The following is a 25303-nucleotide window of genomic DNA, read 5'->3' on the forward strand; positions in this document are numbered from 1 at the left end:
AGCTTCCTAGTTTGCTCTTTGATTTTCATTGAGTATTATTCTCAGGCACCAAGCCCATTTTTCAAAAAAATAAGCCGCCTGATTGGGCGACTCTATTTTTTATAGGGAGATTATTATGAAAAAGTTTTAGGAGTTTAAGTTAAGAAGACCTTAACTTATGTACTTAGTATACACTTCCTAGCTTAAAGTTTCCTTAAGTATTTTTAAAAATCAAATTTTTCCATTTTTCTTGCCAATTTTTCTTGGATAATCGTGTTTGATAGAGCTTCATTCGATCTTGATTCTCTAAAAAATGAGGAGTTGGGCGAACTTGAAAATTCACAATATCCTCGAGTCCATAAGGAGTAAAAAGTTCCAATGCGTATTCTTCATTCAAGCGCAGTCCAACTGCAGTACACCGTTCTGGATACTTACTCATAGCATCACAGGAACTGGTATAAGGCGCAGTGTGAGGGCTGTGCTGGTGCATATAAACTTGATTTTTCAACTCCCATTGGTACTGAGGAAAGTCCTCTCTCAGCTTTTTCTCTAGGGACAAGGTTTCCTCATAAGAAATATCTGGATCAAAGAAAATCACATCAACATCTGTTTCACAGTCAAAAGGTGATTTGTCTGACAAGAGATTCCAGATGAAATTTCTGACAGAACCTGCTGCCAACCACGAGTCTTTCAGACCAAGATTTCGGATGATAGTCAGAATAGCCATCATATCCGGATTTTCTCTAAATGCATCTAGAATTTCTTGCTCATTTTTCATTGTATTCATATCCTAAATGTTCGTAAGCCTTAGCGGTCGCAACTCGTCCTGAACGAGTTCGCATGATAAAACCTTTTTGAATCAAGTAAGGCTCATACATGTCTTCCACCGTCTCGCGCTCTTCAGCGATATTCACAGAAAGAGTTCCTAGACCGACAGGACCGCCCCCATACATCTCAATCATCGTGCGAAGAATCTTTTGGTCCACATAGTCCAAACCTTCATGGTCAACATCCAGCATAGTCAGAGCCTTATCGGTAATAAGATCATCGATAACCCCATTCCCCATAATCTGGGCAAAATCGCGCACGCGCTTGAGGAGGCGATTGCCAATACGAGGGGTTCCACGACTGCGCAAGGCCAGCTCGGATGCTGCCTCATGAGTGATTTCCATCTCAAAAATATCTGCCGTCCGCTCGACAATTTCTGTCAAATCAGCATGGGCATAATATTCCATATGACCTGTAATTCCAAAACGTGCCCGTAGAGGATTGGAAAGCATACCAGCCCGAGTCGTCGCACCAATCAAGGTAAAAGGTGGCAACTCCAAATGAACACTGCGACTGCCTTCACCAGCCCCAATCATGATATCGATGTAAAAGTCCTCCATGGCACTATAAAGCACCTCTTCCACCGACATGGGCAAGCGATGAATCTCGTCAATAAAGAGGACATCCCCAGGCTCTAAGTCATTCAAAATCGCTACCAGATCACCAGCTTTTTCGATAACGGGACCCGACGTCTGCTTGAGATTAACTCCCAGTTCATTGGCAATAACAAAAGCCATGGTCGTCTTCCCCAAACCTGGAGGCCCAAATAAGAGCACATGATCCAGCGCTTCATCCCGCATTTTAGCGGCTTCGATAAAGATTTGAAGCTGGTCCTTGACCTTATCCTGCCCAATATATTCACGTAAATACTGAGGACGGAGCGTGCGTTCCACTAACTCCTCATCCCCCATAATCTCATTGTCTAAAATTCTACTCATGGCTCTATTATATCAAAAATCCAGCCCGCAAACAAAAAAGCCACCCGATTGGGTGACTCCCGACTTTAGCACTTTATTCTACATCACTGCTTCATCGCCTGCCATAGGAAGTAAGATAGTCCATGATGGAATTAGTACTCAAAACTATCATCGGACCAATTGTGGTCGGTGTTGTTCTTCGCTTAGTCGATAAATGGCTAAACAAAGACAAATAGTGTCAAAAAAAGACCTCAAGCTTATTTGGACGTGAGCTTGGGGTCTTTTCTAGCCTATGATATAGAACTAGTACTCAATTCCTTTTTATTATCCCACAGTTCACAAAATTTGTCAAAGGTTCATATTCTCGGCTTTTCAAGCTTTAACCGCTGTACAACAATATGATGACTCACTCCTTGTCAACCAAGAGCATTATTATAGTAGTTCTAGTCCTTCAATTAACAGTCACTTAAATTCAAAGTGAGGTTGAACTTGCTGAAGCGACAACAGACCTATTTCTTAGTCATATTCGCTAAAAAATCCCCGCCAAAATCTCAAAAAGTCCCCGCCAATTCCCCGACCAAAATCCGAAAAATATCGAAAAATGATTTTTAGAATAGTCCCCAAAAGTCTGAAATAGAGCCAAAAAACTCCACCTGATTGGGTGGAGTTAAGGGAGATTATTATGAAAAAGAAAAGTTTAGGATTTTATTAAATAAAGTTAGGAGGTCTTTATTTAATAACTATATGATACAAGACAAAGCTTAAAACTAGCTTAACTTTTCTCAAATTTTACTATTTTGCAAAAAAATTCTATCACCATCACCTATCCAAGAAAAAAACCACCTGATTGGGTGGCTTCATTAGGAGATTATGATGAAAAAAGTTTTAGGATTTCATTAAATAAAGTTAGGAGGTCTTTATTTAATGACTATATAATACTAGACCATCCTTAAACTTTGCTTAATAAAAAAACAAGTTTTATGATTTTTCTCGATTCACCCAAGTCATCCCTATACAATTATAGGTAGATAAGATTTCAAAGCCCATAGAACGATAGAATCCCAAGGTTCTTTCTGTCTGGTCTGTCACCAGCTGGACTTGATAGGCATCTTTGTAATCCTCTAAAGCCTCTTTCATCAAGGCGCTACCAATCCCTTGACGCTGATAGATTGGTAAAACAATCAAATCCTGTACAAAAACTGATGAAAAACCGTCTCCAACCAAACGAATCAAGCCCACCACAGCATCGCCATCAAGTGCCACATAAATCACTAATGAATGAGATAAGGCCTGCTCCAGCATCTCTGGTTGATGGGTATAATTTGTCCAACCGACAGCCTGATAGAGATGCAAAACATCCTCGAGCTTGACGATTTCTTGCTTTCTAATTGTTATCATGTCAACACCTCTTAGAGTTCTCTCAAGCTCTTGTACTGTCGTCCATTTTTATCAAAGTTTTCAGGACGTAACCATGCTTCCAACCGAGATTTGACTTGAAGCCAGTCCTTATCAATCATAGACAACCAATCTGTATCTCTTGTACGCCCCTTATAAACCACTGCCTGACGGAAGGTTCCTTCATAGACAAATCCCAAACACTCCGCAGCTCGTCTTGATGGCATGTTAAGAGCATCGCATTTCCACTCATAGCGACGATAGTTAAGCTCTTCAAAGATATAGCTAGCCAAAAGATACTGGGCTTCTGTCCCTATCCGTGTCCCCCTGAGTCTTGGAGAAAAAGTGACAGCTCCCACTTCTATTACTCGGTTATTCTGGTCAATACGCATGAGAGAAAAAGTTCCCAAAACCTTACCAGTTGCCTTGTCTATGATTGCATAGTAAAAACGGTCCTTACGAGCCAACATCTGATTTAAAAGGCTAACTAACTCCTCCATATCTGCCACTGGTTCCTGAAAGAGGTAGGTCCACATCTCCCGAGGAGTATCCGGACCATAAACAGCTAACAAATCCTCCGCATGCTTTTCTACTGAGAGAGCCTCTATTCGAGCATAACACCCCTCTAAGAAATCAATAGAAGGAAGTGCACCGGGTGTATAATCTTCCATTGACTCACCAATCATCTGACCATATTCGTTTACTGGCATTGTTTTTCTCCTTGTTCATTCCTTGAATATAGTATAACATATCTCAATGAAAATTTTAGGAAACACTTGGTTTTCTATTCAATAATGCAAACTCCTCTTATAAAAATCATCCATCCACTTTATGGAGGAATAATCAAATATGGGAACGAGTGAGTTAATGCCCCTTATGCTTCTCTCTATTTTTTACTGTTTGTATTCAAATTTCTCTTGTTTTAGTGTTTTCTTTTGTAGACTGGACTACCAACCAGAACTGTGTTTTTATCTTAGTTGGGACTATTATAGTACGGTTCAGCACTATCTACAAATTTTTCAGATGTGTATCAAAAAAATTTATCGTAGCAAACCAAGAGTCTACACTTTCTTTCATCAATAAGCGCCAATCTTTTTGATAACGATGATTCGGTTGATAAGCAACCGTCAACATATGCCCTGTTTCATGGTATTTTTTAAACAAAATGGACTCCCCTTTATAATGTGAAATGATATCATCTATCGCAGATGATGCATTCCATATTTCATCAACATCGCTTCCTAGTAATAATAAAGAAGAGGAAATTTTACTCACATCAATCTGAGCCCTGCTATCTTCAGGAATCTGTTTTCCAAAAAACTTGTTTAACAAATAATCTCCTAACTGAAATTTTTGATACGGAAGTTCTTTTTGCAAATATGTCCAAGAAGATGAATGAGAATTGAGTTTTCCCTTTATTCCCTCAAATATTACATTTGAGGGAGAATTGAGTACTAAACATTGCACATCATCCAAAATACTTTGTCCAGCCAGAACAAGCTCTGCTCCTTTAGAGCGACCATATATTCCTATTTTTGTATTATCAACTTGAGGATGATGATATAGAAAATCTTTCGCCTCCTCCAGACATTCTATTGGAATTCGTTCTAAATTGTGGGGTAATCCCTCTAAACCAAAATAAGCTATCGCAAGACAAATATAGCCTCTAGAAGATAAAAGTTGGGCAATATTCTGAGCTTTTTCAATTCTCCCCTCACTACCGCTAACAATAATAACGGCTGGCGCCCTTCTTAATTTTTCATTATAAAATAATCGACCTTGAAAATGCTTGTCATAAATATCTTGATACCTTATTCCCAGATTCATAAAACGCCTTACAAAACTTTGCTCCGCGACCACATCTTTCCCCAGCCTGATTTTAATTTCAACACCAAAATAATCTCGCAATGGAATTCTATCAAGAGAATTGGGTAATCTCCTTTTCCTATTCTTCAACGGTTTCGCATTAAAGAATAATCCCATTTCTGAAACTCCTTTATAAGATCCCGAAATAGAGGCTGTCTGAGAGGTATCAATCATACCGTCCTGATCAGATAAAAAAATTGCGGTTGATTTCCATATAACATCATGATCTAAAAGCAAGGGAGCATTTATACAGTAATAGTCAGACAGGTACATTTCTACACAATACCTTGTCCTTGGTTCTAAACCATTGATAGTAATACAAAAAGATTCATCCGCTAAATCAGTTTGTGAAATCAGTTCAATGTTTACAGTCATATCTTCTCCTTTTGTTAATACACTTAACAATCATGTTTTAAAATTACCGCGACTTTTACCACGGTAATTCTCCCCACACCTTTTCAATATCATCCATCAATTTCACAACTGTTTGAAGTTCCACCTCGCTATAGTTGTTTAAAACTGAAAAGACCGATTTTTCAATATGTGCTTGTTGCTCCTTATGGATTTTAAAAATTTCGATGCCTTTTTCAGATAATCTCAAATATTTATTTTTCCCATTATTCAAAGCAAAATCAAAAACAACTAAATTTTTTTGAATCAATCTCCTAACACTTTGAGTTATTGCACTTCTTGAAACTTCTAATAATTCAGATAATTTTACTAGATTTAAGGGCTGATTTTTCCAAATTACAACAATCAAATGTACCTCATTCAACGTAATGGATTTGTCAACACCACTTTTATGTTGATTTTTTTTTAACTGGTCAAACGCTAAAATAAATCTATTGAAACGATTATTAAATGCAATAAATTCTTTTTTATCCATAATCTCTCTTTTCTTTGTTAATCATATTAACAAAATAGAAACTTCCTGTCAAATAAAAAATCCTCCAGATTCTACTCTGAAGGATTCCTATCTTATTTCACAACGATATTAACGAGTTTGTTAGGTACACTAATCACTTTCACGATTTCCTTACCGTCAATTTCTGCTTTGACTTTTTCGTCAGCCAGAGCAATTTCTTGCAATTCTTCGCGTGATAGGTCTTTAGCGACCATGAGTTTAGCACGGACTTTACCTTTGATTTGGACAACGATTTCGATTTCGTCTTCAACCAATTTACTTTCGTCCCATGTTGGCCAAGCCACGTAAGAGATTGATTCACCTGTTGCTGCTACTGTTTGCCAGAGTTCTTCTGCCAAGTGAGGTGCAAATGGAGCAATCAATTGGATAAAGCCTTTGGCGTAGTCCACATAGAGCTTATCTTCCTTGTTAGCGGCGTTGACAAAGACCATAAGTTGGGCAATGGCTGTATTGAATTTCATAGACTCAATTTGCTCTGTGACAGCTTTAACGGTTTCATTGTAGACTTTGTCAAGAGCGCCATTGTTTTCCGCAACAATTTCCTTACTTGTAATCAAACGGTAAACACGGTCAAGGAACTTACGGCTTCCTTCCAGACCTTCTTCTGACCAAGCGATGGAAGCATCAAGTGGCCCCATGAACATTTCATAGACACGAAGGGTATCGGCACCGTATTGTTCCACTACGTCATCTGGGTTAACAACGTTCTTGAGAGATTTGGACATCTTGGCTGGTGCTTGCTCCAACTCTTCTCCTGTTTCCACATGGAAGAAGGAACCATCACGTTTTTCAACCTTGTCAGTTGCCACAAGCGCACCACGGTGGTCACGGTAGCTTGTTCCCAAAATCATTCCTTGGTTAAAGAGTTTTTGGAATGGCTCTTTCGTTGGAACAACACCGAGGTCATAAAGGAATTTGTGCCAGAAGCGGGCATAAAGCAAGTGAAGTACAGCATGCTCTGCACCACCCACGTAGATATCTACTGGCAACCATTGTTTGAGGAGGTCCTCATCAGCTAATTTCTCAGTATTATGTGGGTCAATATAGCGGAGGTAGTACCAGCTTGAACCAGCCCATTGTGGCATGGTGTTGGTTTCACGACGCCCCTTGACACCATCTTCACGAGTCACTTCAAGCCAGTCTGTCAAGTTAGCTAGCGGACTTTCTCCAGTACCTGAAGGACGGATGTCCTTGGTTACAGGCAAGACAAGTGGCAATTCATTTTCAGGAACAGCTGTTGAAGTTCCATCTTCCCAATGAATGATTGGAATTGGCTCACCCCAATAACGTTGACGACTGAAGAGCCAGTCGCGGAGACGGTAAGTCACCTTCTCTTGCCCACAATCTTTTTCTTCCAACCAAGCCACAATCTTAGCAATTGCGTCTTCTTTATTCAATCCATCTAGGAAGTCTGAATTGACATGAAGTCCATCTTCTGTGTATGCAGCTTCTGCTACGTTTCCACCTTCAAGTACTTCTACGATTGGAAGGTCAAATTGTTTGGCAAATTCCCAGTCACGTTGGTCATGGGCAGGCACGGCCATGACAGCACCTGTTCCATAGCTAGCAAGAACATAGTCCGCAATCCAGATTGGAATTTCCTTGCCATTGACAGGGTTGATGGCATAAGCACCGGTCCAAACTCCTGTTTTTTCCTTGGCAAGGTCTGTACGAGCCAAGTCTGATTTCAGACTAGCTTGGTGTTTGTAGTCTGCTACAGCCTCTGCTTGCTCCGGACTTGTGATAGCGTCAACCAAATCATGCTCAGGAGCCAAGACAGTGAAAGTCGCACCGAAAAGGGTGTCCGGACGAGTGGTAAAAACTGTGAATTCCTTGTCTGTTCCCTTAACTTTGAATGTTACATTGGCACCAGTTGATTTACCAATCCAGTTGCGTTGCATGTCCTTGATAGACTCTGGCCAATCAAGTTCATCCAAGTCATTGAGCAAGCGCTCTGCATATGCCGTGATTTTGAGCATCCATTGGCGCATTGGTTTGCGAACAACTGGATAGCCTCCACGCTCAGAAGTTCCGTCAGGAAGAACTTCTTCGTTGGCAATGGCTGTTCCCAACTCTTCAACCCAGTTTACTGGCACTTCCGCTTCATAGGCCAAACCTTTTTCGTAAAGCTTAGTGAAGATCCATTGCGTCCACTTGTAGTAGTTTGGATCTGTTGTGTTGACTTCACGATCCCAGTCATAAGAAAATCCAAGCGCATTGATTTGACGTTTGAAGTTGGCAATATTTTCCGCTGTAAATTCTGCTGGGTCATTACCTGTATCCATAGCATATTGCTCTGCAGGCAAACCAAAAGCATCCCAACCCATTGGGTGAAGGACATTGTAGCCTTGCGCACGTTTGTAACGGCTGAGAATATCAGTTGCGGTGTAACCTTCCGGGTGCCCTACGTGCAGACCCGCTCCAGATGGATAAGGGAACATATCAAGAGCATAAAACTTCGGTTTTGATGCATCTGTCCCTGTCTTAAATGTATGATGTTCTGCCCAGTAGCCCTGCCACTTAGGCTCAATTTCTTTATGATTGTAAAAACTCATGGTCTCTCTCCAATTTTGTGATGTTACTATTATACCATTTTTGAGGGAATTTGGTCTCGTTCTATTCTATACTTTTCTATTTTACCTTGCTCTAGAATTTTTAAACTGCTATACTTATAACAGAAAACCCTTCCAAGGAGGTAGCGGATGTCTCATTCCTTTAAAAAATCTCTCCAAAAAGAAATTCTCCATAGAAGCTCTATTGCAGCCTTTGTGACCTCACTCTTACTACTCATTTTACTTTTTGGTTTTTCCTATGTTTTACAAAAGCAGCAACTCTCCAAAGATACGAGACAGATTGTAAAACAGGTTCAAGAAATGAAAGAAGCAAATAATGAGCTCCTGACTACCATGAACCATAAAATGATTCCTGGATTTTTGGATGGCAAACACACAGAGAGAGAGGTCTTTAGCTTATTTTACGAGACAAAAGCTAAATTAAAACTTAGTTCTGACCTCATTATTCTAAGTGATACAGGTGAATTACTATTTAGTACCAATCGCAATCATCAAGAAAGTATTTTATCTCCCTACTATCTAAAACTGCTCATTCAAAATCCTTCTCAAGAAAAAGTTACAGAAAAAATTGCACTCTCTTCAGATAAGCAACATTACACACTCTTTATCAAACCACTACTTCAAAACCAACGAGTTAAGGCCTATACTATTGCTTTCGTAAATGAGAATGATTTCATCTCAAGTTTCCCAATGATCAATTCCAAATACATCATTACCGATAGCTTTGGAAATATGTTTTCCAACAATACAAATCAATTTACTCGTTCCACTCTTGAAAAATTTGATGAGAAACTCCTACACTCTCGCACCCACTGGTATGCGAATGAACCGCTTATTGTTCAAAAAGAAAAAGTCGGTGCTATTTTTTCAATCTATACTTTTCAATCCTTTTTTCCCATTCCTAGCTTACTTGGTCTAGCCTCCATTCTCACCTTATGTATATTCTTCCTCTATTTCTGGCAAGCAAGGCGAATTGCTCATAAGATTGCCACACACAATGCTGTTCCTATTGAAAGTTTGGTTTACCAACTTCAAGAAATTCCTAAACAAGCAGAAAAAAGGCTTTCTCTACAAACAGGTGATGAGTTTGAGTTTATGGCCGAAAAAATCAACAATATGTTGTACGAATTAGATCAACTTCACCAGAAAATGTTGACCATAGAAAAAGAAAAGTGGATTTTTGAAAGAAAAATGCTAGAAGCTCAGTTCAATCCTCATTTTCTCTACAATACACTTGAGACGATTAAAATCACTTCTTTAATGGATGCCGCTCTCACACAAGACCTGATTCAAAACCTCACGCGCATTCTTCGCTACAGTATCACCGATTTAGAAAAAGAAACAACCATTTGTCAGGATTTAAAGATTATAGAGGATTACCTTATGATTCATAAGATTCGTTTTGAGCACTTTTCTTATGATATTGTCTGTCCAGAAACTGTCGATAATCAGCCTATCCCTAAGCTTTTCTTGCTTCCTCTAGTAGAAAATGCTATAAAATATGGGATGCAATACCGTATTGATCTTCATATTGATATCCAAATTACCTTGGAAGAAGATTCTCTGACTTTTTTAGTCAAGGATAATGCCGGAGGGCTCACAAAACAAGAGCGACTCGCTATTTTAGACTCTTTAGAAAGCCCTCATACCCAGCATGGTATCGTTAACAGCTACAAACGATTGAGCAATTTCTTTTCTGATGTCCAGCTAGATTTAGGAGTCAATCGCCATGGAGAAACTTGGGTCAAATTTGTAACGAAAGGACTAACTCATGTTTAAGCTCATCATCGTAGAAGATGAACACCTCATTCGAAAATGGCTAGAGATTGCCGTAGATTACTCTGCCTTAGGTATCCAAGTCGTAGGAACTGCCAGTCACGGTCAAGAGGGTATGAAACTCATCCAAGAAAAAGAACCTCATATTGTCTTAACAGACATCACCATGCCAATTATGGATGCTTTTATGATGTTTGAAGCCACTCGTACTCTCCCCTATGAAAAAGTTATCTTATCAGGTTATAACGATTTTCAAAATGCCAAAAAAGCCATGCAATATGGCGCGGTAGATTTCTTATCCAAACCAATTGATACCAAGGAATTGACAGAATGTCTTCAAAAAATTGTTTTGCGATTACGAGTTAGCACTTATCAAGAAACTCCTTTTTTAGAAGAATATCAAACTTTACTCACCTCTATCCAACAAGTCGATACACAAAACCAAATCATTCAGCAAATTCTTGAATTTGTTCATCAACACTACTGCATGCACTTTACCATTTCTACCATTGCAGAGAATCTAGGGTATAGCGAAAGTTATCTATATAAGGTTATCAAAGAAGATTTCCCAATGACGCTAAATGAATATATCTTACGCTACCGCCTCAAGCAAGCTATAGATAAAATGGCTGAATCCCCTAATTCTCCCTTAAGCGATATCTCTGAACAAGTTGGATTTTCAGACTATAAATATTTTGCCAAAGTTTTTAAAAAGTATCTCCATATTTCTCCAAAAGAATTAAAACTCATGGATAAAAACCATTGATGTAAAAGGATTGCTCAACTCTACTGTAGCAATCTTTTTATTTTATACTTCTCATCGAAATCCCAGCTACAGTTTACCCATCCTTGCTCGAGACACCCATTTCCTATTTCTCGTTTTAGATTTCTTTAAGGTTTTTATTATATCCTGTAGAACTCTACAATTTAAAAACATTAATAATCTAAGTAGAGAAAATGTTCGTAAAAAGGAGATACTTATGAAAAAAATACTATTCTTTCTCTCTTGTAGCTGGATATTCCTTTCTTTATCAGGATGTTCTTCACCTATAGAAGCTGAAACTAGCGCTGAAAAAGATTCAGATAACACTTTGGTTGTCTACTCGCCTAACCCTGAAGACCTTATCGAAGAAACAATCCCAGCCTTCGAAGAAAAATATGGTATTAAGGTTGACTTAGTACAAGCCAGCACTGGTGAATTGTTCAAAAAAGCTGAGGCTGAAAAAGAATCGCCTGTAGCCGATGTCATTTTCGGAGGCTCCTACGCCCTCTTCTCTTCTAACGAAAATCTTTTTGAACCTTATATTTCTCAAGAGAACGACCAGATAATCCCTGAATATCAAAATAAAACTGGATTCTACACGCCTTATACACTTGATGTCAGTGTCATCATTGCCAATTCAGCTCTTACAAAAGATATTAAAATTGAAGGCTACAATGATCTACTCAATCCTAAATTAAAAGGTAAAATTGCTACTGCTGATCCAAGTAATGCTTCTAGCGCCTTTGCTCAATTAACAAACATGCTTATTGATCAAGGTGGATACGAAAATGAACAAGCTTGGACCTATGTGAAAAATCTATTTACCCTAGTAGATGGAAAAATTGCATCTAGCTCTTCAAATGTTTACAAAGCCGTCGCAGATGGAGAAATGGCTGTAGGGCTCACCTATGAAGACCCTGCCTTAAAACTTTTAAATGACGGAGTTGATGTAAAAGTCATTTATCCAAAAGAAGGAACCGTCTTTTTACCTGGTAACGCGGCTATCGTTAAAAATGCCAAACACATGGAAAACGCCAAGAAGTTTATCGATTTTCTCCTTTCTCAAGAAATTCAAGATAAGCTAGGAACTGAAACAACAATTAGACCCATTCGTAAAAATGCTAAAACCAATAAAAATATGAAGGCTATGACAGAAATCAATATTGCCACTGAAGATTCAGATTATGTCATTAAAAACAAATCCGCCATTCTTAAAAAGTACAATGACATTTTTACAGATATCCAATCTAAAAAATAATATTTGACTTTCCAATGATTAACTGTCAAACCCTACTATAAAATCAAAAGATTACTTCCGTTTTTGTAGAGAATTTTACTCTAATAGAATAGAATTATCAGTTTTAAAAACGCTTACATTGTTTTACAATAAACTTAAATAACACAACGGAGGTATCCATCATGAAAAAGAAATGGATGTATTATGCTGCTTGCGGACTAGCCCTTTTTGGTCTTGCTGCTTGTTCTTCTAATGAATCTGCCGATGGCGGTTCATCTGATAAAGGAGACGGCGGTTCGCTAGTCGTTTATTCACCAAACTCAGAGGGCTTAATCGGAGCAACTATTCCTGCCTTTGAAGAAAAATATGGTATCAAAGTAGAACTGATTCAAGCTGGTACTGGAGAACTTTTCAAAAAACTAGAGTCAGAAAAAGAAGCTCCTGTAGCCGATGTCATCTTTGGTGGTTCTTATACACAATATGCTACCCACGGAGAGCTCTTTGAAAACTATACTTCAAAAGAAAATGATAATGTTATCAAAGAATATCAAAACACAACTGGCTACTCTACGCCTTATACACTGGATGGTAGTGTTTTAATCGTCAATCCTGATTTAACGAAAGGCATGAACATCGAAGGATATAGCGACCTTCTCAAACCTGAACTAAAAGGAAAAATTGCAACTGCTGACCCAGCAAACTCTTCTAGCGCCTTTGCTCAATTAACAAATATGCTACAAGCTCAAGGTGGTTACAAAGACGATAAAGCTTGGTCTTATGTAAAAGATCTCTTCACACTTATTGATGGTAAAATCGGTTCAAGTTCATCTGGTGTCTATAAAGCAGTTGCTGACGGAGAAATGGCTGTTGGTCTCTCTTATGAAGATCCAGCAGTTAAACTCTTAAATGACGGAGCTAACATCAAGGTAGTCTATCCAAAAGAAGGAACAGTCTTCCTACCTGCTAGTGCTGCTATCGTTAAAAAAGCGAAAAATATGGAAAATGCCAAGAAATTTATCGATTTTATTATCTCTCAAGAAGTACAAGATACACTTGGTACAACCACTACTAACCGTCCTGTTCGTAAAAATGCTAAAACGAGCGAAAATATGAAACCAATTGACAAAATCAAAACACTCACTGAAGATTATGATTATGTCATCAAGAATAAATCAGATATCGTTAAGAAATACAACGAAGTCTTTACAGATATCCAATCTAAACAGTAAAAGAGGTTCACTATGAGTGAGATCAAAATTATTAACGCAAAAAAAATCTATCACGATGTCCCTGTTATTGAGAATTTGAACATTACAATTCCAAAAGGAAGTCTCTTTACCCTTCTTGGGCCTTCAGGGTGTGGGAAAACGACCCTTCTTCGTATGATTGCAGGTTTCAACAGTATCGAAGGTGGAGAATTTTACTTCGATGATACAAAAATCAATAATATGGAACCCAGCAAACGCAATATCGGGATGGTTTTCCAAAACTACGCTATTTTCCCACATTTGACTGTCCGAGACAATGTTGCTTTTGGTCTTAAGCAAAAGAAGGTTCCGAAAGAAGAATTAGTCCAACAAACCAATAAGTATCTTGAACTCATGCAAATTGCTCAATATGCGGATCGGAAGCCCGATAAACTCAGTGGTGGACAACAACAACGTGTCGCCTTGGCACGTGCCTTAGCTGTTAATCCAAGTGTTCTCCTCATGGACGAGCCACTTAGTAACCTAGATGCCAAACTTCGCTTGGATATGCGTCAAGCCATTCGAGAAATCCAACACGAAGTGGGAATTACAACTGTTTATGTAACCCACGACCAAGAAGAAGCCATGGCTATTTCAGACCAAATTGCTGTTATGAAAGATGGGGTGATTCAACAAATCGGTCGGCCAAAAGAACTCTATCATAAACCAGCTAATGAGTTTGTGGCTACCTTTATCGGACGCACAAATATTATCCCTGCCACTCTTGAAAAACGGAGCGACGGCGCTTATATCGTCTTTTCAGATGGCTATGCTCTTCGAATGCCAGCTCTTGATCAGGCTGAGGAGCAAGCCATTCATGTAAGCATTCGTCCTGAAGAATTTATCAAAGATGAATCTGGAGATATTGAAGGAACTATTAGCGATAGCGTCTATCTTGGACTAAATACGGAGTATTTCATCGAAACAGGATTTGCCTCAAAAATTCAAGTTAGCGAAGAATCAACTTTTGAAGAAGATCTACAAAAAGGCGATCGTATTCGTCTACGAATCAATACTCAAAAATTAAACGTCTTTTCTGCAGATGGTTCCCAAAACCTGATAAAAGGAGTCAACCATGGAACGTAAAAAACTAAATATTTGGACAGCCTCCTCTTTCTTCATCTTTCTTACCTATCTTGTCTTTCTGGTTTATCCTATCGTTACCGTGCTCAAGCAAGCACTCATACATGAAGGACAATTCTCACTAGCTAATTTTGTCACTTTCTTTAGTAAAGCCTACTACTCTGAGACACTTGTCAACAGTTTCAAGGTTTCCATTACCGCTACTGTCACTTCCTTAGTTGTAGGAACCCTATTAGCTTATCTTTTTTCCATGTATGACTTCAAGGGAAAGAAATTTCTACAAATATTGATTATCATTGCTTCCATGTCAGCTCCTTTCGTGGGAGCCTACTCCTGGATTCTCTTGCTGGGACGAAATGGGGTCATCACAAAATTCATGACAAATACTCTTCATCTTCCAGCTATTGATATTTATGGATTCAAAGGAATTGTACTTGTCTTTACACTGCAACTATTCCCACTGGTATTTCTCTACGTTGCTGGGACAATGAAAAGTATTGACAATTCTCTACTTGAAGCTGCTGAAAGCATGGGGTCCTTCGGATTTAAGCGTATCGTAACGGTTGTTTTACCTCTCCTAGTTCCAACCTTACTAGCTGCTGCCTTGCTTGTGTTTATGAGAGCATTCTCAGATTTTGGAACGCCTATGTTGATTGGTGAAGGATATCGGACTTTCCCCGTCTTGATTTATACCCAATTCATTAGCGAGGTTGGAGGAAATTCTGCTTTTGCATCTGCTTTAGCAATTATGGCGATTATCATTGCCTTGGCAATCTTCCTTATCCAAAAATACATCTCAAACCGCTACAGTTTCAGCATGAATTCGCTCCATCCAATTGAGCCTAAAAAAACTACAAAAGGAAAAATGGCTGCCATTTATGCAACAGTCTACGGAATTATCTTGTTCTCTGTTCTACCTCAAGTCTACTTGATTTATACTTCTTTCCTAAAAACATCAGGTATGGTATTTGTCAAAGGTTATTCTCTAAACAGTTACAAGGTAGCTTTCAATCGTATGGGATCTGCTATTTTCAATACTATTCGTATCCCTTTGATTGCCTTAGTTCTAGTTGTCCTATTCGCAACATTTATCTCCTACCTAGCCGTTAGAAAACGGAATTTGTTTACAAACTTAATTGACAGCCTCAGTATGGTCCCTTATATTGTACCCGGAACTGTTCTAGGGATTGCCTTCATTTCTTCCTTCAATACCGGTCTATTTGGAAGTGGATTTCTTATGATTACAGGAACTGCTTTCATCTTGATTATGTCTCTATCTGTCAGAAGATTACCGTATACTATTCGCTCATCTGTTGCTAGCTTGCAACAAATAGCACCAAGTATTGAAGAAGCTGCTGAAAGCTTAGGAAGTAGCCGTCTCAATACCTTTGCCAAGATTACAACTCCAATGATGCTATCTGGTATTATTTCTGGAGCTATCCTATCTTGGGTTACAATGATTTCAGAACTCTCTACTTCTATCCTCCTCTACAATGTCAAAACAAGAACAATGACTGTAGCCATTTATACAGAGGTTCTCAGAGGGAATTACGGTGTAGCCGCAGCCTTATCAACTATCCTGACTGTTCTAACAGTAGGTTCCTTGCTCTTGTTTATGAAAATCTCTAAAAGCAATAGCATCACACTTTAGTTTTCCCCATCAAAAACAGCCGAAAGGATTACCCTCGGCTGTTTTTTCTTATCTTAATATTCCTATCAAATCCCTAGTTCATAGCAAGCAAGTCTAGACTAATTAAATAGAGGCTTCCTCCATCTTCTCACGTCCTAGTTCTCGGTAACTACGGTCGCCGACAACTTCTACGCTAAACTGACCGTCCTCGTATTCTAGGATCGTCACACTACCATTATCGAGACCATGCGGATGCATGCCATTAATTAGATAAACAATGGTTCCAATGGTCATTCCATGGCTAACGACAAGAGCATTGCCCCCACCTTGTTCTTCCATTTCTTTGGCAATCGCTTCAAAGCCTTCCTTGATTCGTCCACTGAGTTTTTCCCAGCCTTCAGCCCAACCAGCTGTATCAACCTCTACCAAGCCCTCAGCCAATTCAGCATAAGACAATTGGTGAACGTGGTCCACATTAAAGATACGAGGAATAATACCCATGAAAAGATCACCATCGTAGGCTCCATCAAAACTACCGAAACACCATTCTCTGATACGCTTGTCCATGCGATATGGGATTTTCCCTTGCAAGCCAAGTTCTTCAAGAATAATTCCCATAGTCTGAATGGTGCGGCCAGAATCACTGGAATAAGCGCGCTCAAACCGTAGACCAGATTCTCGCAAACCGATTCCTAATTCTTGAATCCCTCGCTCACCTTCTGCTGTTAAGGGGGTATCGCTCCAACCTTGCGCGCGACCAATCGTGTTAAACATGGTCTTGCCATGACGTACCAAATACAATCGTACTTTTACCATTTTCCGTCCTCCGTTTGTTTCTATTATATCATGGATGATAAAACAAAAGCCACCCATACAGGCGACTTTTGCAGGAGATTATTATGAAAAAGTTTAGGAGTTCTATTAAATAAAGATATTAGATGAAAATCAAATCAAACTAAATCAGTGTTATCTGTTTCAAATAATATTAGGAGGTCTTTATTTAATGATTACAGTATACATACCTAACCTTAAATAGAACTTAAAATTTCTCCTATTTTCTTAATTTTTAAAACTATGAATTGGTGCTGGAATTTGTCCTCCACGAGAGATGAAATCGACAGACGAAGCTCCATTGATTTTCATAACAGGTGCAGTTCCTAATAGGCCTCCAAACTCAATCATATCACCTTCTTTTCCTTTGGGAATGATACGAACAGCCGTAGTTTTCATGTTGATAACACCAATTGCAGCCTCATCTGCAATCATGGCCGCAATGGTTTCAGCAGGTGTATCTTCTGGAATGGCAATCATATCCAAACCAACGGAACAGATAGCAGTCATAGCTTCTAGTTTTTCCAGATTAAGAGAGCCATTTTGCACTGCAGCAATCATTCCTTCATCCTCTGAAACAGGGATAAAAGCACCAGACAAACCACCAACTTGGTTGCAAGCCATAACTCCGCCCTTCTTAACTTGGTCGTTCAAGAGAGCCAAGGCAGCCGTCGTTCCATGCGTACCAACCGTCTCTAGTCCCATTTCTTCTAGGACACGTGCTACAGAGTCTCCAACCGCAGGAGTTGGCGCCAAACTCAAGTCAACAATACCAAACTCCACACCCAGTCTCTCGCTGGCCATCTGTCCAACCAATTGACCAATACGAGTGATTTTAAATGCAGTCTTCTTGACTGTTTCGGCTACTACGTCAAAGCTCTCACCACGAACTTTTTCCAAGGCACGCTTTACCACACCAGGACCAGAAACCCCGACATTGATGATAACATCAGCTTCTCCAACACCGTGGAAGGCACCTGCCATAAACGGATTGTCCTCAACAGCATTAGCGAATACAACCAACTTGGCTGCTCCCATATCTGATAGATTAGCCGTTTCCTTGATAACTCGTCCCATATCTGCCACAGCCGTCATATTGATACCAGACTTGGTTGAGCCGATATTGACTGACGAGCAGACCTTGTCCGTTTCAGCCAAAGCACGAGGAATAGAATTGATGAGAATCTCATCTCCCTTTTGGTACCCCTTTTGTACCAAGGCAGAGAAACCACCAATAAAATCCACACCGATTTCTTTCGCAGCCTTATCAAGCGCTTTTGCCAGAACCACATAGTCTGTCGCATCTGTCGCTGCCCCTATCAGAGAAATGGGTGTCACCGATACACGCTTATTAACGATTGGAATCCCCAACTCAGCCGCAATTTCATCGCCAACAGCCACTAAATTAGCTGCCTTGGTCCTAATCTTTTGATAAATTTTCTCCGCAGCACGATTGATATCCGGATCGATACAGTCCAAAAGGGAAATCCCCATGGTAATAGTTCTGATATCGAAGTTTTGCTCCTCAATCATGGCAATGGTTTCAGTAACTTGTCTAATATCCATAATAACCTCCTAGATATTATACATAGCTTCAAAAATCGCTGCACTCTGAATATTAATTTTCACATTCAAAGTTTGCCCAAAAGCTTCAAATTCATTACGAAGATAAGTGAAATCTTGCTTTTTATCACTAGAGACGACAGCCATCATCGTGAAATATTCATCCAAAACAGTTTGAGAGATATCATCAATATTCAAACCCAATTCTGCAATTTTACCAGAAACACCTGCAACAATTCCAGATTTATCTTTACCAACAACAGTTATAATCGCTTTCATAAGCAAACTCCAATTCTTCTTTTAATAGGAAACCTGAACATTAAACAGGATTCTTTTCAAATAGTATAGCATAATTCCAACTAAAATACTCAAAAACGCCTGCTTACGAAGTTGTTCTTAAGAAAAAAACAATTTCGTAAACAAGCGTCTACTATCCCAACTTATGATGAGTGTTCCCGCTAGGACCGAAATCCTAGCGGTAGACCAGAGCTAGACTAAGAGCACAAGACTCCATCATCATAACACTCAACAAAATTGATGATTTTATACTAATTCGATGATCGCCATTGGCGCTGCATCACCACGACGTGGTTCAGTTTTAAGGATACGAGTGTATCCACCGTTACGTTCAGCATAACGAGGTGCGATTTCTGAGAACAATTTTTGAAGTGCTGTAGTAGAAGTGTACTTATCAGTTGCTTCATCATAGTTTTCAGATGCGATTTCATTACGTACGAAAGCAGCTGCTTGACGACGTGCATGCAAATCACCACGTTTACCTAGAGTAATCATTTTTTCAACAGTTTTACGGATTTCTTTAGCACGAGCTTCAGTTGTCACGATTGATTCGTTGATCAAAAGGTCAGTTGTCAAATCGCGAAGCATTGCTTTACGTTGTGAGCTAGTGCGTCCTAGTTTACGGTAAGCCATGTATTCCTCCTTTATTTATCTTTTAATCCAAGACCCAAATCAATGAGTTTGAGTTTCACTTCTTCCAAACTCTTGCGTCCAAGATTTCGTACTTTCATCATCTCTGCTTCAGATTTTTCTGTCAAATCATGCACGGTATTGATACCGGCACGTTTCAAACAGTTGTATGAACGCACAGACAAGTCCAGTTCCTCAATCGTACGATCCAAAATACGGTCGTCAGATTCAGTATCAGCTTCTTTCATCACTTCAGTTGACTTAGCAATCTCAGTAAGATTTGTAAACAAATCAAGATGTTCTGTCAAAATACGTGCTGAAAGCCCTAAAGCATCTTCTGGAATAATTGTTCCATTTGTCAAGATTTCAAGGGTTAATTTGTCAAATCCATCATTGCTACCTACACGAGCAGGTTCCACTTGATAGTTGACTTTTGTAACTGGTGTATAAATAGAATCTACAGCAAGTGTTCCAACTGGTGCATTATCCTTTTTATTTTCATCAGCAGGTACATATCCACGACCACTGTTAACAGTCATAGTCGCTTTTAGAGAAGAACCTTCACCGATTGTAAAGAGATAATGATCTGGATTTACAATTTCAATATCGCTATCTGTCAAAATGTCACCAGCTGTTACTTCAGCAGGACCTTCAACATCCAGTTCGATGATTTTTTCGTCTTCAACGTACGATTTCACTGCAATTCCTTTAATGTTCAGAATGATTTGCATCACGTCTTCACGAACACCTGGAACTGTGTCAAACTCATGTAACACACCATCAATATTGATAGATGTCACAGCTGCTCCTGGTAGAGAAGCTAGAAGTACACGACGAAGAGAGTTACCAAGAGTTGTACCGTAGCCACGTTCAAGTGGTTCGATTACAAACTTGCCATAATCTTTATTTTCATCAATTTTTGTTATATTTGGTTTTTCAAACTCGATCATTTAGTTACTCCCTCTTAAACGAAAAGCAGTGTAATGCGATGATTATACACGGCGACGTTTTGGAGGACGAGCACCATTGTGTGGCACTGGAGTCACATCACGAATTGCTGTTACTTCAAGACCAGCGGCAGCAAGCGCACGAATAGCTGACTCACGACCAGAACCTGGACCTTTTACAGTAACTTCAACTGATTTAAGACCGTGTTCTTGTGCAGATTTAGCAGCAGCTTCAGAAGCCATTTGAGCAGCGAATGGTGTAGATTTACGAGAACCTTTGAAACCAAGAGCACCAGCTGATGACCAAGCAATTGCATTACCATGCACATCAGTAATCATAACAATAGTGTTATTAAATGTAGCGTGAATATGAGCAATACCAGATTCGATATTCTTTTTCACACGACGTTTACGTGTTGGTTTAGCCAAGACTTTTACCTCCTATATTATTTTTTCTTACCAGCAATCGCAACAGCTTTACCTTTACGAGTGCGAGCGTTGTTTTTAGTGTTTTGTCCACGGACAGGAAGTCCACGACGGTGACGGATACCACGGTATGAACCGATTTCCATCAAACGTTTGATGTTCAAGTTTACTTCACGACGAAGGTCACCTTCAACTTTGATTGCATCCACTTCACGACGGATAGCATCTTCTTGATCTGATGTAAGATCACGTACACGAACATCTTCTGAGATTCCAGCAGCAGCCAAAATTTTCTTAGATGTTGCAAGTCCGATACCATAAACATAAGTCAATGAGATTACTACGCGTTTGTCATTTGGAATGTCAACTCCAGCAATACGAGCCATGTTTTCTCCTTTCTATCTTATCCTTGACGTTGTTTGTGTTTTGGATTTGCTGGGCAAATTACCATAACACGACCATTACGACGAATAACTTTACAGTATTCGCAAATTGGTTTGACCGATGGTCTTACTTTCATTTCTTATCCCTCCAAGTTTTTCGATTATTTAAAGCGGTAAGTGATACGTCCACGTGTCAAGTCATATGGACTCATTTCGACAGTAACACGATCTCCCGCTAAAATACGAATATAGTTTTTACGAATTTTACCAGAAACTGTTGCTAAAATCTGATGTCCATTTTCAAGTTCAACCGTAAACATTGCATTCGGCATTGTATCAACTACTTTGCCTTCAACTTCAATCACATCGTCTTTTGCCACGCAAAAGCACCTCCATAAATTTCGATTCGATGCCTCTAGACACAGAGACAACAATTATAAGTCAGACTATCTTAGTATAACATTTGTAGCGGATTATTGCAAGTGTGAAAAACGCTTTATTTCAAATTTGTCAATACTTTTTCGATATCTGAGAAGACATCATTGATATCTTGATTACCTTCGATGTCATGAACCAAACCTTTGGCACGGTAGTGAGCAATGATTGGTTCTCCTTGAGCAATATTCACATCCAAACGACGTTTCACTGTCTCAGGCTTATCATCTTCACGTTGGTAGTAATCTTCTTCCTTATAGTCAACTGGTGGGTTAAAGACCTTGTGGAAAGTTTCTCCAGTTACGCGGTGGATAATACGACCACTCAAACGTTCCAAGAGGCTATCTGGATTCACTTCAATGTTGATGACACCTTCTAGTTCAATGCCAAGTTCAGCCAATGTTTTGTCCAAGGCATGAGCTTGTTCGATTGTACGTGGGTAACCATCCAATAAGAATCCTGTTTCTTTAATATCATCTTGTGAAAGACGTTCTTTTACGATCCCATTTGTAACTTCATCAGGAACTAATTCACCCTTGTCAATGTATGACTTAGCAAGAACACCCATTTCAGTTTGATTTGCCATAGCAGCACGGAACATATCACCTGTTGAGATATGTGCAACATGGAATTGTTCTACGATTTTTGCTGCTTGAGTTCCCTTACCTGCACCAGGTAAGCCCATAATCAAAAGATTCATGATTTGATCTCCTTATTTTATTTTTAAATAGAAGCAAAAAATCTTTTCACCCCTATTTAAAAACAAAATAGAAGAGGGGAGACCAAACTCTCACAAATGTCAGAGTTTAAACCTCCACTCTCTCAGCATTTACTGATTCATACTCAATGAAAATCAAAGAGCAAACTAGGAAGCTAGACGCAGGTTGTACTTGAGTACGGCAAGGAGACGTTGACGTAGTTTGAATTTGATTTTCGAAGAGTATCAGTAAATACTTTTATTCTGTTCTATCCATGAAACCAACATACTTACGTTTCAATAGGTAACCTTCCAATTGTTTGATTCCTTCAATACCTGTAGAGATAATGATCAAAAGACTAGTTCCTCCAAAAGCAACTGCTTCTGAAAGCCCGAAAACATCTTTTGCTACGATCGGTAAAATAGAAATCACACCAAGGAAGAGAGAACCAACAGTTGCAAGACGACGAAGAAGTTTAGACATATATTCCTCTGTACCTTTACCAGGACGAACTCCGTGGATATAGGCACCGCTCTTTTGTAGGTTTTCTGCCGCTTTTTCAGGATTAATCTGTACAAACGTATAGAAGAATGTAAAGAGAATAATCAACAAAGCATACATGGCAATACCAGTTGGTGAAGTTGTTGCCAGCATTTCTTGTGCTGTTCTTACCCAAGCCCAATCATGACCTGTAGCGCTCAAAAACTGAAGAATAGCCGCAGGCGCTGCAGTAATCGAACTTGCAAAGATAACAGGGATAACTCCAGCAGGGTTTACCTTCAAAGGAAGGTAAGAGCTAGAAGGAGCACCTTGTGCAACCTTAGTATATTGGATTGGAATTTTGTATTCTGCTTGTTGAACATAAGTTGTAAAATAAATAATCAACAATACAGTAATAATCAAAATGATTACGAAAATGATAGATGAGTTGATACGGCTACTTGGGACGTTCACAAAGTAGTCCACATAGATGCCCTGAATCATCTCTGGAATTGAGGCAACAATCCCGGCAAAGATAATCATAGAAACACCATTTCCGTATCCCTTATCTGTAATTTGCTCTCCCAACCAAGTCACAATCATACTACCAGCTGTTAAGATGATACCAATCATGATAAAGACTTGTGGAGTAAGAGCTGTTTTCAACAATTGAGCTCCAGCCAAAGTATTAAAACCAGCTGTAATCCCGATAGATTGCACAAAGGCTAGAACAAGAGCAATATAACGAGTAGCTTGATTTAATTTTCTTCGACCTACTTCCCCTTGTTTACCCCACTCTACAAACTTGGGTAAAATATCCATTTGCAAGAGTTGGACAACGATAGAGGCCGTAATGTAGGGACTAACACCAAGAGCAAAAACTGAGAAGTTTTTCATGGCATTCCCTGAGACCAAGCTCAACATGTTTAAGAAGGATAATCCACTTAAAGCATTCAAGCTATTGGCATTCACACCAGGAACTGTAATGCTAGTTCCGATACGAAAGACCAAAACGATAAAAATTGTAAATAAAATTTTTGATCGAACCTGCTTGACTTTAAGAGCTTCTCTTAATAATTTAAAAAACATAGGTCACCTCTCTTAGATGACTTCTACTGAACCACCTTTAGCAGTGATAGCTTCTTCAGCTGATTTAGAGAATTTAGCTGCTTTCACAGTCAATTTCTTAGTCAACTCACCGTTACCAAGAACTTTAATACCTGATTTTTCAGCTTTAACAATTCCTGCTTCGATAAGAACAACTGGAGTAACTTCAGCACCATCTTCAAAGACGTTCAATTGGTCAAGGTTCACAATTGCGTATTCTTTAGCGTTGATGTTTGTGAATCCACGTTTTGGAAGACGACGGAACAATGGAGTTTGTCCACCTTCAAAACCAAGGCGAACTCCGCCACCGCTACGAGCTTTTTGACCTTTTTGACCACGACCAGATGTTTTACCGTTACCTGATGAAGTACCACGACCAACGCGGTTACGTACTTTACGAGAACCTTCTGCAGGTTTCAATTCATGAAGTTTCATTTTTATTTTCTCCTCTTTTGTAAAATGCTAGCGCCGATAAGGGAGAAAAGGTTGTCTCCCCCATCAACTCGCCTATACGACGTCATCATAGATGACTATATCTAGTTTTAGGGGATGGTATAGTCCACATCCCCTAAAAATTCATTAGTTTACTTCTTCAACTGTTACCAAGTGAGATACTGCTGTGATCATACCACGGATAGCAGCGTTATCTTCTTTAATAACAGAACTGTTCAATTTGCCAAGTCCAAGTGCTACAACAGTTTTACGTTGTGATGGAATGCGTCCGATTGGAGACTTAGTCAAAGTAATTTTAATTTGAGCCATTTTATCCCCTTTCTTATGCCAAATCAGAAACTGAAATACCACGAAGGGCAGCAACTTCTTCAGCGCGTTTCAATTGTTTCAAACCTTCAACAGTTGCACGAACAATGTTGATTGGAGTGTTAGAACCAAGTGATTTAGATGTAATATCTGCCACACCTGCCAATTCCACAACGGCACGAACTGCACCACCAGCAGCAACTCCAGAACCTTCTACAGCAGGTTTCAACAATACTTTAGCTCCACCGAATTCTGAAAGAACTTCGTGTGGGATTGTTGTTCCAACCATAGGAACTTCGATCAAGTTTTTCTTAGCATCATCTACTGCTTTACGGATTGCTTCTGGAACTTCTTGAGCTTTACCAGTACCAAATCCTACGCGACCGTTGTGGTCACCAACAACAACAAGAGCTGCGAAACGAAGACGACGTCCACCTTTAACAACTTTTGTAACACGGTTGACAGCAACTACGCGTTCTTCTAATTCAACTGCATTGTCTTTAAATGCCATTTTCTAGTGTCCTCCTA

28 protein-coding genes are annotated in these 25303 nt (G+C 39.3%); 7 read left to right on the forward strand and 21 right to left on the reverse strand.

Annotation, left to right across the window (positions count from 1 at the left end):
- Positions 1-193: 193 nt before the first annotated feature.
- Both JQ841_RS01055 and ruvB read right to left on the reverse strand, forming a co-directional pair.
- Positions 194-766, reverse strand: coding sequence for a nucleotidyltransferase family protein (locus JQ841_RS01055; protein ID WP_203179865.1), 573 nt, complete (start codon positions 764-766; stop codon positions 194-196).
- Positions 747-1745 (reverse strand): Holliday junction branch migration DNA helicase RuvB, encoded by a 999-nt coding sequence (gene ruvB, locus JQ841_RS01060; protein WP_338014995.1) that lies wholly within the window; start codon positions 1743-1745, stop codon positions 747-749. Before ruvB ends, JQ841_RS01055 begins: the two co-directional genes overlap by 20 nt.
- A 122-nt stretch (positions 1746-1867) precedes the next feature.
- Here ruvB and JQ841_RS01065 point away from each other — a divergent pair, with 122 nt between their 5' ends.
- Positions 1868-1960, forward strand: a complete 93-nt coding sequence (locus JQ841_RS01065) for a type I toxin-antitoxin system Fst family toxin (RefSeq protein ID WP_000970382.1) — start codon at positions 1868-1870, stop codon at positions 1958-1960.
- 742 nt (positions 1961-2702) lie between these two features.
- On the opposite strand, the gene JQ841_RS01070 is transcribed toward JQ841_RS01065, so the two are convergent.
- From JQ841_RS01070 to leuS, 5 genes are all read right to left on the reverse strand, one after another.
- Positions 2703-3122 carry a GNAT family N-acetyltransferase gene (locus tag JQ841_RS01070; RefSeq protein ID WP_203179866.1) on the reverse strand — a complete coding sequence of 140 codons (420 nt, stop codon included), beginning with the start codon at positions 3120-3122 and terminating at the stop codon, positions 2703-2705.
- A gap of 11 nt (positions 3123-3133) precedes the next feature.
- Positions 3134-3829 carry a GNAT family N-acetyltransferase gene (locus tag JQ841_RS01075; protein WP_203179867.1) on the reverse strand — a complete coding sequence of 232 codons (696 nt, stop codon included), beginning with the start codon at positions 3827-3829 and terminating at the stop codon, positions 3134-3136.
- 298 nt (positions 3830-4127) lie between these two features.
- A complete protein-coding gene (locus JQ841_RS01080; protein WP_203179868.1) occupies positions 4128-5360 on the reverse strand; it encodes an acyl-CoA thioesterase/bile acid-CoA:amino acid N-acyltransferase family protein in 1233 nt (410 codons plus the stop codon).
- 55 nt (positions 5361-5415) lie between these two features.
- On the reverse strand, positions 5416-5871 hold the full coding sequence (locus tag JQ841_RS01085) for a MarR family winged helix-turn-helix transcriptional regulator (protein ID WP_203179869.1): 456 nt from the start codon (positions 5869-5871) through the stop codon (positions 5416-5418).
- 92 nt (positions 5872-5963) lie between these two features.
- Positions 5964-8465: a leucine--tRNA ligase gene (gene leuS / locus JQ841_RS01090; protein ID WP_203179870.1), complete on the reverse strand. Its 2502-nt coding sequence runs from the start codon at positions 8463-8465 to the stop codon at positions 5964-5966.
- Between the two features lie 147 nt (positions 8466-8612).
- Between leuS and JQ841_RS01095 the strand changes: the two genes are divergently transcribed.
- The 6 genes from JQ841_RS01095 to JQ841_RS01120 all read left to right on the forward strand — a co-directional run bounded on the left by JQ841_RS01095 (position 8613) and on the right by JQ841_RS01120 (position 16240).
- Positions 8613-10262, forward strand: a complete 1650-nt coding sequence (locus JQ841_RS01095) for a sensor histidine kinase (RefSeq protein ID WP_203179871.1) — start codon at positions 8613-8615, stop codon at positions 10260-10262.
- Positions 10255-11025, forward strand: coding sequence for a response regulator transcription factor (locus tag JQ841_RS01100; protein WP_203179872.1), 771 nt, complete (start codon positions 10255-10257; stop codon positions 11023-11025). Before JQ841_RS01095 ends, JQ841_RS01100 begins: the two co-directional genes overlap by 8 nt.
- A 214-nt stretch (positions 11026-11239) precedes the next feature.
- A complete protein-coding gene (locus JQ841_RS01105; protein ID WP_203179873.1) occupies positions 11240-12280 on the forward strand; it encodes an ABC transporter substrate-binding protein in 1041 nt (346 codons plus the stop codon).
- Between the two features lie 161 nt (positions 12281-12441).
- Positions 12442-13488, forward strand: coding sequence for an ABC transporter substrate-binding protein (locus JQ841_RS01110; protein WP_000731166.1), 1047 nt, complete (start codon positions 12442-12444; stop codon positions 13486-13488).
- A gap of 12 nt (positions 13489-13500) precedes the next feature.
- Positions 13501-14592: an ABC transporter ATP-binding protein gene (locus JQ841_RS01115; RefSeq protein ID WP_084928770.1), complete on the forward strand. Its 1092-nt coding sequence runs from the start codon at positions 13501-13503 to the stop codon at positions 14590-14592.
- Positions 14582-16240 (forward strand): ABC transporter permease, encoded by a 1659-nt coding sequence (locus JQ841_RS01120; RefSeq protein WP_000440018.1) that lies wholly within the window; start codon positions 14582-14584, stop codon positions 16238-16240. Before JQ841_RS01115 ends, JQ841_RS01120 begins: the two co-directional genes overlap by 11 nt.
- 102 nt (positions 16241-16342) lie before the next feature.
- Here the strand turns inward: JQ841_RS01120 and JQ841_RS01125 are convergent, their stop codons facing one another.
- The 14 genes from JQ841_RS01125 to rpsE all read right to left on the reverse strand — a co-directional run bounded on the left by JQ841_RS01125 (position 16343) and on the right by rpsE (position 25286).
- Positions 16343-17035 (reverse strand): histidine phosphatase family protein, encoded by a 693-nt coding sequence (locus tag JQ841_RS01125; RefSeq protein ID WP_203179874.1) that lies wholly within the window; start codon positions 17033-17035, stop codon positions 16343-16345.
- Positions 17036-17278: 243 nt separating this feature from the next.
- Positions 17279-18616 (reverse strand): PFL family protein, encoded by a 1338-nt coding sequence (locus JQ841_RS01130; RefSeq protein ID WP_203179875.1) that lies wholly within the window; start codon positions 18614-18616, stop codon positions 17279-17281.
- A gap of 9 nt (positions 18617-18625) precedes the next feature.
- Complete coding sequence (locus JQ841_RS01135; RefSeq protein ID WP_000644130.1) at positions 18626-18892, reverse strand: ACT domain-containing protein; 267 nt, start codon at positions 18890-18892, stop codon at positions 18626-18628.
- A 264-nt stretch (positions 18893-19156) separates the two neighbouring features.
- On the reverse strand, positions 19157-19543 hold the full coding sequence (rplQ, locus tag JQ841_RS01140; RefSeq protein WP_000331493.1) for a 50S ribosomal protein L17: 387 nt from the start codon (positions 19541-19543) through the stop codon (positions 19157-19159).
- Between the two features lie 11 nt (positions 19544-19554).
- On the reverse strand, positions 19555-20490 hold the full coding sequence (locus JQ841_RS01145; protein ID WP_000568988.1) for a DNA-directed RNA polymerase subunit alpha: 936 nt from the start codon (positions 20488-20490) through the stop codon (positions 19555-19557).
- Positions 20491-20532: 42 nt separating this feature from the next.
- The gene (gene rpsK / locus JQ841_RS01150; protein ID WP_001118385.1) at positions 20533-20916 is read right to left on the reverse strand and encodes a 30S ribosomal protein S11; all 384 of its coding nucleotides are present in this window, start codon (positions 20914-20916) and stop codon (positions 20533-20535) included.
- Between the two features lie 17 nt (positions 20917-20933).
- A complete protein-coding gene (gene rpsM / locus JQ841_RS01155; protein ID WP_000090781.1) occupies positions 20934-21299 on the reverse strand; it encodes a 30S ribosomal protein S13 in 366 nt (121 codons plus the stop codon).
- A gap of 17 nt (positions 21300-21316) precedes the next feature.
- Positions 21317-21433, reverse strand: a complete 117-nt coding sequence (rpmJ, locus tag JQ841_RS01160) for a 50S ribosomal protein L36 (protein ID WP_001808836.1) — start codon at positions 21431-21433, stop codon at positions 21317-21319.
- Between the two features lie 24 nt (positions 21434-21457).
- Positions 21458-21676 carry a translation initiation factor IF-1 gene (gene infA, locus JQ841_RS01165; RefSeq protein ID WP_001029883.1) on the reverse strand — a complete coding sequence of 73 codons (219 nt, stop codon included), beginning with the start codon at positions 21674-21676 and terminating at the stop codon, positions 21458-21460.
- 116 nt (positions 21677-21792) lie between these two features.
- On the reverse strand, positions 21793-22431 hold the full coding sequence (locus JQ841_RS01170; RefSeq protein WP_001050436.1) for an adenylate kinase: 639 nt from the start codon (positions 22429-22431) through the stop codon (positions 21793-21795).
- 256 nt (positions 22432-22687) lie between these two features.
- Positions 22688-23998, reverse strand: a complete 1311-nt coding sequence (gene secY, locus JQ841_RS01175; protein ID WP_000465403.1) for a preprotein translocase subunit SecY — start codon at positions 23996-23998, stop codon at positions 22688-22690.
- Between the two features lie 12 nt (positions 23999-24010).
- A complete protein-coding gene (gene rplO / locus JQ841_RS01180) occupies positions 24011-24451 on the reverse strand; it encodes a 50S ribosomal protein L15 (RefSeq protein ID WP_000766088.1) in 441 nt (146 codons plus the stop codon).
- A 144-nt stretch (positions 24452-24595) separates the two neighbouring features.
- The gene (gene rpmD, locus JQ841_RS01185; protein ID WP_000057241.1) at positions 24596-24778 is read right to left on the reverse strand and encodes a 50S ribosomal protein L30; all 183 of its coding nucleotides are present in this window, start codon (positions 24776-24778) and stop codon (positions 24596-24598) included.
- Between the two features lie 13 nt (positions 24779-24791).
- Complete coding sequence (rpsE, locus tag JQ841_RS01190) at positions 24792-25286, reverse strand: 30S ribosomal protein S5 (protein WP_000874202.1); 495 nt, start codon at positions 25284-25286, stop codon at positions 24792-24794.
- Positions 25287-25303 lie beyond the last annotated feature (17 nt).

The sequence above is a fragment of the Streptococcus mitis genome (assembly GCF_905187535.1).
Classification (GTDB): Bacteria; Bacillota; Bacilli; order Lactobacillales; family Streptococcaceae; genus Streptococcus; species Streptococcus mitis_BS.

Bases quoted from the DNA above. Each gene is read 5' to 3' on its own strand.
- JQ841_RS01055 (WP_203179865.1), bottom strand. From the start codon at position 766: ATGAATACAATGAAAAATGAGCAAGAAATTCTAGATGCATTTAGAGAA.
- ruvB (WP_338014995.1), bottom strand. From the start codon at position 1,745: ATGAGTAGAATTTTAGACAATGAGATTATGGGGGATGAGGAGTTAGTG.
- JQ841_RS01065 (WP_000970382.1), top strand. From the start codon at position 1,868: ATGATGGAATTAGTACTCAAAACTATCATCGGACCAATTGTGGTCGGT.
- JQ841_RS01070 (WP_203179866.1), bottom strand. From the start codon at position 3,122: ATGATAACAATTAGAAAGCAAGAAATCGTCAAGCTCGAGGATGTTTTG.
- JQ841_RS01075 (WP_203179867.1), bottom strand. From the start codon at position 3,829: ATGCCAGTAAACGAATATGGTCAGATGATTGGTGAGTCAATGGAAGAT.
- JQ841_RS01080 (WP_203179868.1), bottom strand. From the start codon at position 5,360: ATGACTGTAAACATTGAACTGATTTCACAAACTGATTTAGCGGATGAA.
- JQ841_RS01085 (WP_203179869.1), bottom strand. From the start codon at position 5,871: ATGGATAAAAAAGAATTTATTGCATTTAATAATCGTTTCAATAGATTT.
- leuS (WP_203179870.1), bottom strand. From the start codon at position 8,465: ATGAGTTTTTACAATCATAAAGAAATTGAGCCTAAGTGGCAGGGCTAC.
- JQ841_RS01095 (WP_203179871.1), top strand. From the start codon at position 8,613: ATGTCTCATTCCTTTAAAAAATCTCTCCAAAAAGAAATTCTCCATAGA.
- JQ841_RS01100 (WP_203179872.1), top strand. From the start codon at position 10,255: ATGTTTAAGCTCATCATCGTAGAAGATGAACACCTCATTCGAAAATGG.
- JQ841_RS01105 (WP_203179873.1), top strand. From the start codon at position 11,240: ATGAAAAAAATACTATTCTTTCTCTCTTGTAGCTGGATATTCCTTTCT.
- JQ841_RS01110 (WP_000731166.1), top strand. From the start codon at position 12,442: ATGAAAAAGAAATGGATGTATTATGCTGCTTGCGGACTAGCCCTTTTT.
- JQ841_RS01115 (WP_084928770.1), top strand. From the start codon at position 13,501: ATGAGTGAGATCAAAATTATTAACGCAAAAAAAATCTATCACGATGTC.
- JQ841_RS01120 (WP_000440018.1), top strand. From the start codon at position 14,582: ATGGAACGTAAAAAACTAAATATTTGGACAGCCTCCTCTTTCTTCATC.
- JQ841_RS01125 (WP_203179874.1), bottom strand. From the start codon at position 17,035: ATGGTAAAAGTACGATTGTATTTGGTACGTCATGGCAAGACCATGTTT.
- JQ841_RS01130 (WP_203179875.1), bottom strand. From the start codon at position 18,616: ATGGATATTAGACAAGTTACTGAAACCATTGCCATGATTGAGGAGCAA.
- JQ841_RS01135 (WP_000644130.1), bottom strand. From the start codon at position 18,892: ATGAAAGCGATTATAACTGTTGTTGGTAAAGATAAATCTGGAATTGTT.
- rplQ (WP_000331493.1), bottom strand. From the start codon at position 19,543: ATGGCTTACCGTAAACTAGGACGCACTAGCTCACAACGTAAAGCAATG.
- JQ841_RS01145 (WP_000568988.1), bottom strand. From the start codon at position 20,490: ATGATCGAGTTTGAAAAACCAAATATAACAAAAATTGATGAAAATAAA.
- rpsM (WP_000090781.1), bottom strand. From the start codon at position 21,299: ATGGCTCGTATTGCTGGAGTTGACATTCCAAATGACAAACGCGTAGTA.
- rpmJ (WP_001808836.1), bottom strand. From the start codon at position 21,433: ATGAAAGTAAGACCATCGGTCAAACCAATTTGCGAATACTGTAAAGTT.
- JQ841_RS01170 (WP_001050436.1), bottom strand. From the start codon at position 22,431: ATGAATCTTTTGATTATGGGCTTACCTGGTGCAGGTAAGGGAACTCAA.
- secY (WP_000465403.1), bottom strand. From the start codon at position 23,998: ATGTTTTTTAAATTATTAAGAGAAGCTCTTAAAGTCAAGCAGGTTCGA.
- rplO (WP_000766088.1), bottom strand. From the start codon at position 24,451: ATGAAACTTCATGAATTGAAACCTGCAGAAGGTTCTCGTAAAGTACGT.
- rpmD (WP_000057241.1), bottom strand. From the start codon at position 24,778: ATGGCTCAAATTAAAATTACTTTGACTAAGTCTCCAATCGGACGCATT.
- rpsE (WP_000874202.1), bottom strand. From the start codon at position 25,286: ATGGCATTTAAAGACAATGCAGTTGAATTAGAAGAACGCGTAGTTGCT.